Annotated in this window: 7 protein-coding genes and 1 pseudogene; 4 read left to right on the top strand and 4 right to left on the bottom strand. The window is 66.7% G+C overall.

The features are described from left to right. The 3 genes and pseudogenes from H2040_RS14130 to H2040_RS14120 form a co-directional block, all read left to right on the top strand. The coding region (locus H2040_RS14130) for an arylamine N-acetyltransferase family protein (protein WP_287158232.1) at window positions 1-1,106 on the top strand (1,106 nt) is incomplete at its 5' end. Next, a complete protein-coding gene (locus tag H2040_RS14125; protein ID WP_287158231.1) occupies window positions 1,099-1,524 on the top strand; it encodes a VOC family protein in 426 nt (141 codons plus the stop codon). The genes H2040_RS14130 and H2040_RS14125, both read left to right, overlap by 8 nt. A 92-nt stretch (window positions 1,525-1,616) precedes the next feature. Further along, window positions 1,617-2,651 (top strand): annotated as a pseudogene (locus H2040_RS14120) (YifB family Mg chelatase-like AAA ATPase); the annotation flags it as partial. Here the strand turns inward: H2040_RS14120 and H2040_RS14115 are convergent. Beyond that, window positions 2,627-4,123 carry a recombinase family protein gene (locus tag H2040_RS14115; RefSeq protein WP_287158225.1) on the bottom strand — a complete coding sequence of 499 codons (1,497 nt, stop codon included), beginning with the start codon at window positions 4,121-4,123 and terminating at the stop codon, window positions 2,627-2,629. The pseudogene H2040_RS14120 and the gene H2040_RS14115 overlap by 25 nt on opposite strands. 357 nt (window positions 4,124-4,480) lie before the next feature. Here H2040_RS14115 and H2040_RS14110 point away from each other — a divergent pair, with 357 nt between their 5' ends. Next, window positions 4,481-6,205 carry a ParB/RepB/Spo0J family partition protein gene (locus tag H2040_RS14110; RefSeq protein WP_502709344.1) on the top strand — a complete coding sequence of 575 codons (1,725 nt, stop codon included), beginning with the start codon at window positions 4,481-4,483 and terminating at the stop codon, window positions 6,203-6,205. 34 nt (window positions 6,206-6,239) lie between these two features. Here H2040_RS14110 and H2040_RS14105 read toward each other — a convergent pair whose 3' ends face one another. From H2040_RS14105 to H2040_RS14095, 3 genes are all read right to left on the bottom strand, one after another. Beyond that, window positions 6,240-6,740, bottom strand: a complete 501-nt coding sequence (locus H2040_RS14105; RefSeq protein ID WP_287158222.1) for a hypothetical protein — start codon at window positions 6,738-6,740, stop codon at window positions 6,240-6,242. After that, window positions 6,737-7,072 carry a helix-turn-helix domain-containing protein gene (locus H2040_RS14100; RefSeq protein ID WP_287158220.1) on the bottom strand — a complete coding sequence of 112 codons (336 nt, stop codon included), beginning with the start codon at window positions 7,070-7,072 and terminating at the stop codon, window positions 6,737-6,739. The genes H2040_RS14105 and H2040_RS14100 overlap by 4 nt, the downstream gene beginning before the upstream one ends. 235 nt (window positions 7,073-7,307) lie before the next feature. Next, the coding region (locus H2040_RS14095) for a hypothetical protein (RefSeq protein WP_287158218.1) at window positions 7,308-7,845 on the bottom strand (538 nt) is incomplete at its 5' end.

Here is a 7,845-nt window from a genome sequence, read left to right as displayed (position 1 = left end):
TGGTCGGCCAGTCGCCGCTGGCGCTGGAAACCGTGCTGGCGGAAGTCGAGGCGCTGGGCTTCGAGGCCGCCGGATCGGCCCAGCCCGAACGCGCCGTCGACACGTTCGACGCGGCGAATTTCGACCTGATCGCGCTGGGCGCGGGCCTGGCCGCCCCGATGCGCGCTTTTCTGAAGCGGGGCTTCACGCGGCAGTCGCCCGATATCCGCATCATCGACACCATCGCCCCCCGCGCCGCGCGGGACATCGCCGCGGCCCTCTCCGGTTCGGACCCGGCGCTGGACCTGCCCGCCTATTTCGCGCGGATCGGTTTCACGGGGCTTGCCTCGCCGGACCTCGCCACCTTGCGGCGGCTGCAGGAATTGCATCCCGACGCCATCCCGTTCGAGGCCATGGACGTGCTGCTGCATCGCGGCGTCGACGTGTCGCCCGAAGCCGTCGAGGCGAAACTGGTCGCCGGCGGGCGCGGCGGTTACTGCTTTGAGCAGAACGGCCTGTTCCTGCGGGCGCTACAGGCCATCGGGTTCGTGGCGGAGGGCCGGCTCGCCCGGGTCCGCTGGGGCGCGGCGCCCGGCGCCGCCCCGGCCTCGCTGACCCATATGGCGGTGCAGGTGACGCTCGATAACACCCCATGGCTCGCCGATGTCGGCTTCGGCGGCAGCGCCCCGCCCGAGCCCTTGCGCATGGACATCACCGCGCCCCAGACAACGCGGCACGAAACCTACCGCCTTATCCCCTTCGGCCCGGCCCTGCTTCTCCAGTTCTGCATGGACGGCGAATGGACCGCGCTGTACGAGGTCGCGCCGCAGGTCCCCGAACAGGTCGATTACGAAACCGGCAACTGGCGCACCTCCACCCACCCGGACTCGCATTTCCGCAGCCAGCTCAGCGTCGCGCGCACCACGCTGGAGGCCCGCCACACGCTGAAGAACGCCCTCTACACCGTCCGCGCCGCCGATGGCCGGACGGAGAAGACGGCGCTGGACCCGGACGGCCTTGCGCGAGTCCTGAAAGACATCTTCCGCCTGCCGGTCGCGGCGGACTGGCGGCCCGCCCTTGAAGGCGCCGCCGCCGCGACCGCGCGGGAGGAGGCGGACCATGCTTGATACCCGCAAACAGGCGCAGCTCGCGCTCGGCCAGGCCCGCCTGCGCATCGCCCGCCCCACCGCCCGGCTGGGGGAGATGATACGCTTCTACCGCCACGCTCTGGGCTTTCAGGAACTGGCGCAGTTTCAGGACCATGACGGCTTCGACGGCGTCATGCTGGGCCATCCCGGCGCGCCCTATCACCTCGAATTCACACGCGAAACCGCCGGACAGGCCATCGCGCCGCCGCACCCCGACGCCCTGCTGGTCTTCTACCTGCCGGACCGCGGCGTGTGGCTGGCGGCGGTGGAGCGGCTATGGAATTACGGGGCCGCGGCGGTGCCCTCCGCCAACCCCTACTGGGACCGCGCCGGCCTCACCTTCGAAGACCCGGACGGCAACCGCATCGTCCTGCAAAACGCCGCCTGGCCAATCTGACGGGGCTAAACCGTTCCTATTTTGTTCTTGACGATGGTTAACGTGTCTGGTTGCATCCCCGGGAAACGGACAACCGGGTGCGAGGGCGGGTTATGGCGCGGGTGATGACGGCGGCGTTCGAGGGCGCGGAGGCGCGGCGCGTCGACGTTCAGGCGCAGATCACCGGGGCGCAGCAGCCGGTCTTCTCCGTGGTCGGGCTGGGCGACAAGGCGGTCAGCGAATCCCGCGAACGGGTGCGCGGCGCCTTCGCCGCCATCGGCCTGGCCCTGCCGCCCAAGCGCGTGGTGGTCAATCTGGCCCCGGCGGACCTGCCCAAGGAAGGCAGCCATTACGACCTGCCCATCGCGCTCGCCGTCATGGCCGCGCTCGGCGTGGTGCCGGAGGATGCGCTCTCGGGCTTTGCTGCGATTGGCGAGTTGTCGCTGGACGGCGCCATCGCGCCGGTCTCCGGTGCGCTGCCCGCCGCGATGATGGCCAGCGAGCACGGGCTCGGCCTCATATGCCCCGCCGAGTGCGGGCCCGAGGCCGCCTGGGCGGGCGACATGGACCTTCTGGCCCCGAAATCGCTCATCCAGATCGTCAATCACTTCAAGGGCAATCAGGTTCTCACCCCGCCCGAGGCCGGACCGCTGGCCGAACCGGCCGCCGCGCCGGACCTGCGCGACGTGCGCGGTCAGGAAACCGCCAAGCGGGCGCTGGAGATCGCCGCCGCCGGCGGCCACAACCTGTTGATGGTCGGCCCGCCCGGCTCCGGCAAATCCATGCTCGCCGCCCGCCTGCCCGGCCTGTTGCCGCCGCTGACGGCGCGGGAGCTTCTGGACGTCTCCATGATCCAGTCCGTCGCCGGCCTGCTGGAGCGCGGACAGCTCACCCGCACCCGCCCCTATCGCGCGCCGCATCACTCCGCCTCCATGGCCGCCATGGTCGGCGGCGGCATGCGCGCGAAGCCGGGCGAGATCAGCCTCGCCCATCGCGGCGTCCTCTTCCTCGACGAACTGCCCGAATTCACCCCGCAGGTGCTCGATTCCCTGCGCCAGCCGCTGGAGACGGGGGAGGTGATCGTCGCCCGCGCCAACGCCCATGTCCGCTATCCGGCGCGGTTTCAGCTGATCGCCGCGATGAACCCGTGAGGACGCGTTGCCTTCTTTCCATCGTTTTCCGAAGGAATATGATGAAGATTGATTTCAATCTCCTCTTTGCCGATCACGATGTTTTCTGTGATCGCATCCACGATCGAGCGCTTTTCCTCGAAGGGAAGATCATACCAACGGCTATAGAGGTCGCGGGCGCCTGAAATGATCTCTTCGCTCGATAGCCGATTGATTTTGAGAATATCGATCTCGGCTTGAAGCTGCGCCTGGCGCTGCTCGATCGCCTCCTTGCGGTCATCAAGCGGATTGTAGAGCGCGCCAAATTTCTTGGTCGTCAGCTCGTCATCGATATAGGAGCGGTAGACCTTCTCCTGCTCCGCCGCGACCTTGCGGTGCTCGCGTCCGAGCGCGTCCAGTTCGTCCTGCTTCTTGACGATGTCCTCATCGCTGTCGGCCAGGAACGCTTCCAGCTGGTCGTCGGAAAAGAAGAAGCTCTTGAGTTGCTCCTGAAACAGCGCTTCGAGATCGTCGATCGGGATCTTGTTTCGGCATTCCCCGCAAATGTATTTCGGCGAGGGCGCGCGCGGATACATCTTGTTTCCGCACTCGCAAATCGCGTAGCCGGAAAACAGCGCAGCCGTCTTGCGGCGCGCCGGCCGGCCGGCGCGCTGCTGATCCATGATGGTGTTGCATTGGCTCCAGAGGTCTTCGGAGACAATCGGCTCCACTGGACGCAGCACCCACTCCCCTTCCGGTTTGAGGCTCGCCGCTTTTCCGCGGCCATTGGACTTGGTGTAGTTGGCGCGGTGGACGCCCTTCGCCGTCGGATCGCGCAGAAGGCGCGTGATGGTCGTGTCAGAGAACTTCGCTCCCTTGCGCGTCCGGTAGCCCCGCTCGTTCAGGACGCGGGCGACCGTCTTCTTCCGCTTATGCTCAAGGAAGAGCTCATAGACGAGCTTGCGAACGGGCGCTTCGTCCGGATGGGGCACGAGCTTCCCGTCCAGCCAGTGATAGCCGAAGCAGGGCTGTCCGCCGATCGGCTTGCCAAGTTTCGCGCGGACCGGCACCGCGGCGGCGACCCGTTCAGCGATTTCCTCGCGCTCCCACTGCGCCATCGCCGCGATCATCGTATAAAACAGGCGTCCGGCCGGCGAAGACGTGTCGATCGCTTCCTGAAGCGAGATCAGGTCCGCGCCATGCTCCCGGAAGAATTCCGCAAAGTCCAGGAGCTCGCGGGTGTTGCGCGCCAGCCGGGCCAGTTTCGAGAAAATCAGGCCCGAGATCGCGCCACTCGTAACGTCCGCCATCATGCGCTTGGCCTCTGGATGGTCGGAGACCGACTTTCCCGATACGCCCGAGAGATCATAGACCTCGACGACCTCCCAGCCTTTCGCTTCCGCATAGAAGCGGGCGCGCTGTTGGTGATTGGCCGGACTTTCTCCGTTGGCCTGATCCTCTGTCGAAACCCGGATCCAGACGCCGACGCATTTTTTCTCAAGCTGGGCCATCACTGCCTCCCGCCGCGGAGATTTTGGCCGCCCAGTTTACCACAACAGGCGCAGCTTGGCGCCTGTTTATCGCGCGCGCCGGGTCGGCGCGCGCCTTCCAGTCTCCCCTCACTTTTATGGAAATACACTCGTAAGAACGTTGCCGCGCCGTCATCGGCGCGGCCGGAAAAACAGAAAAAAGGTCACCCTTTTCCGCGGGCTGGACGGCGGAGGCCTTTATCGCCCCGCCTGGCCGCAGCGCAACCGCGGCTGCGCCGCAGTTCTCCACTTCGTTCCGACCCGTAAAGGGTGCGCCGCGCCTGCGTCGGCGGGGCGTCAGGCCTGTCTCCGCCGCCCGCCCCGCTCCCGGGGCGGGTGATGAGGAAAAAGGAGACTGACATGGAACTCAGACACATTGATCTCGACCGCCTTTGCGTGTCGAAGGCGAACATGCGCCACGGCGCCAAGGCCCCGGACGTAACGGACCTTATCCCGAGCGTTCGGGCGCGCGGCGTGCTTACGCCCCTTCTGGTCCGCGAGAACGGCAAGAAGGACCGCTACGAAATCGTCGCGGGCCGGAGGCGCTATTTTGCTTCACGCGCCGTGAAGAAGGAAAGCGGAACTGTTCCCCCGCTTCCCTGCGCTGTGATGGAGCCGGGCGACGATGCGGCGGCGCTGGAAGCCTCGTTCATTGAGAACGCGGCGCGGCTTGATCCCGACCCGATGACGCAGTTCGAGACCTTTTCGAAACTCGTCCGGGAAGGGCGCAGCGTCGAGGATATCGCCGCCTTGTTCGGCCTTGAGGAGCGCTGCGTGCGCAAGCGTCTGGCGCTGGGCGGGCTTCTGCCGGGCGTGCGGAACCTGTTCCGGGAGGAAAAGCTGGACGTGCGCAGCGTGCAGCTTCTGACCATGGCGAGCCAGCGCAAGCAGCGCGAGTGGCTCAAACTGCATCGCGACCCGGAAGCCGCCGCGCCGACAGGCAACGCTTTGAAGCGCTGGCTGTTGGGCGGAGAGGATATCGAGACGTCCGCCGCGCTGTTTCCGCTCGACGCCTATAAGGGCCGGATCGTTTCCGACCTGTTCGGCGAGCGGTGCTATTTTGCGGACCCGGAGGCGTTCTGGACGCTGCAGACCGAAGCCATCGCGGAGAAGCGGCAAGCCTATCTCGACGAGGGCTGGTCGGACGCCGTGGTGCTCGAGCGCGGCCATCCCTTCTGTTCGTGGGAATACGAGCCAGCCGACAAGGCCGAGGGCGGCAAGGTCTATATCGCCATCCTCGCAAACGGCGAGGCCGATTGCCGGGAAGGCTGGCTGACGCAACAGGAGGCCCGCAAGCGCCGCCGCAAGGAGAACGGGGCCTCGCCCGCGCGGCAGGCCGAGATCAGCCAGACGATGCAGGCCTATCTGGCGCTGCACCGGCACGCGGTAGCGCGGTATGCACTGTTGTCAGCGCCCGACCTCGCCTTGCGCCTGATCGCCGCGCATCTGCTGTGCGGTTCGGCGCTGTGGCGCGTAGACCCGGAGCCGCAGCGCTGTCGGTCCGAGGCGATGGCGGACAGCCTCGCCGCCGCCCCCGCGCAAGCCGCCTTCGCGGCGGAGCGCGCCGCTTTAAGGGCCATGCTCGACTTGCCGGAAAGCGATGAGGCGCTGACCGGGGCGCTCTATCATCGTTTCGGAGAGGGGGTGCTTCGGGTGCTGGCCTTGTCCGGGGAGGAAGTGAGCCGCGTGCTGACCTTCCTGATGGCCGAGACGCTGGAAGCCGGATCATTGGCGAGCGAAGCGGCGGGCCTGTTGCAGGAGATCGATCCGGCGACGGTTCCCGCGCCCGATGAGGCGTTCTTCGACCTGTTGCGCGGGCGGGCGCTCGTGAACGCGGTTCTTCGCGACCTCGCAGGCGCGGAGACGGCGCAGGCCAATGCGGCGGAGCCTATCCGGGTCCAGAAAGCCATCATGAAAAACTCCCTCAATGGAAAGAGGCGGAAACAGGCCAAGGACTGGCGGCCCCGTTACTTCGCCTTCCCGTTCGAAAGCTATACGCCGGACGGCGGCGGACAGCTTGAGGCGGCGTCAAAGGCCGCGCTGGAAGCGGTGAAACCCTTCTAGGGGCAGCGGGACGGGCGGCGCTTAGCGCCGTCCGTCATCGCCTCTGTTCTGCGAAGTGCGTGATCCCGAGCGCGGCGGCCTCAAAGATCGCCATGCCGTAATGTTCGCTCTCCCATGGCTTGCGGCGGCGCGGCAGGCGCGGGGCGAGCGCGGGCAGCATCGCCGCCACCCCCGCCGCCATGTCGTCTTTCGAACCGACGCCAAACACCGAGAAGCGCTTTCGCACGCGCAGCCGGGAATAACGGCAGACCTCAATCCCCTGCCGTCGCGCGCTGATTGCGATCAGGGTCAGCAGTTTGCGGACCCGCTTGGACCGCCGCGAGCCGGGCGCAGAGCCATGCTCCAGAACGATTACGTCCGGACGGAAGCGGCGCATCAGCGTCTTCGCCTTGCGCAGGCATTCCGCGTTCTTGTCGTGCCGGACCTCCTTTACGCCCCAGTCGAGCGGCGTGATTTCATCCTGGAACAACACGAACCCTACCCCCCGAGAATTGGGCGCAAGCGCCAGCACGCGCCCCTCATAGGCAAGCGTCATGGGGCGCTCTGGCGGATCAGAGAGTCTAGAAATTCGACCTTGTGCCGGGCGCTTGGCTCGTGGGTTTCGATCCGGGTCTTGAGGGCGCGGGCGCGCATGGCGACCCGGCGCTCCGCTTCGCGGTAGCTGTCGTTCAGAAGATCGCGGGGCGGCGATCCGAACACGACTTCATAGGCGATGAGCACGGTGATGTCGGGACGGCGCACCCCGTTCTCGAGGCGCGAAATCAGCGAAGACCGGCGAGACCCGAAAAGTTCGGCGAGCTCGTTCTGGGTGAGGCCGCTGCGTCGGCGGCAGCCGCGCAGCACCAATGTATTGCATCTGATACTCATGAAGAAAAAGGCGCGCGGGACGGTGCGTCCGTTGCGCCTTTTCATTGTCTCAGATGATGACCGATTCCCTAGGCTCGGAAATTTGCCAAATTGGCAAACGCGGCGCAGGGCCGCCGCGTTTGACCGGTCCGGATGCGCGGCGGCTCGGCGCGGGCGACTTCGGGGACTTGGGGGCGCTTGCGCGGTCCCCGGCCGCCCGCCCGGCCGCGCATCCAAAGGGCGGCGTGGCGGCTCGCTACTTGATCTCCGGGAGGGAGGGATCGTCCCCGAAGTCCACCCGCGCCGGTTTCTGCGTTTCGGTCATGCGAGCCGCGGCCTGTTCGGCCTCGTCCTCGCCCACCCCGTAGCGCTCATAAAGCGTCGGCAGTTTGCGCATCTCTTCGGGCGCGATCACGAAAACGCCATGGCTCTTGCGCGTCTTGAGGCCGAGCCGGTTGCGGATCACTGCGCCGGCGGCGCGCCCGGAATAGACAAATCCGCCTTCCCCGAGCGCGGACAATCCCTGCGCCACGTCGCCGACCGTGACCGCCGCCGCGTCCTCGCTCAAATGACGGATGATGGCCAGCGCGTCCGCCTCCAGCGTGTCTCCCCGATCCTCCTTGACCGCTTTCTGATAGGCGCGCGCATAGCGGCTCAGGACCGTCCGGGCCTTGTCATCCTCGATGATGGAGCGCAGCGGCGCGAAGATCTGGTTCATGCGCGGCTCAAGCTTCGGGTCGAGATGGCGCGCGCAGTCTCCAAGACGGGCGTGATTGCGAAAGCGGTAGAGCAGC

The sequence above is a fragment of the Euryhalocaulis sp. genome, from assembly GCF_013911995.1.
Classification (GTDB): domain Bacteria; phylum Pseudomonadota; class Alphaproteobacteria; order Caulobacterales; family Maricaulaceae; genus Euryhalocaulis; species Euryhalocaulis caribicus.
This window is presented reverse-complemented; position numbering and strand designations above follow the sequence as displayed.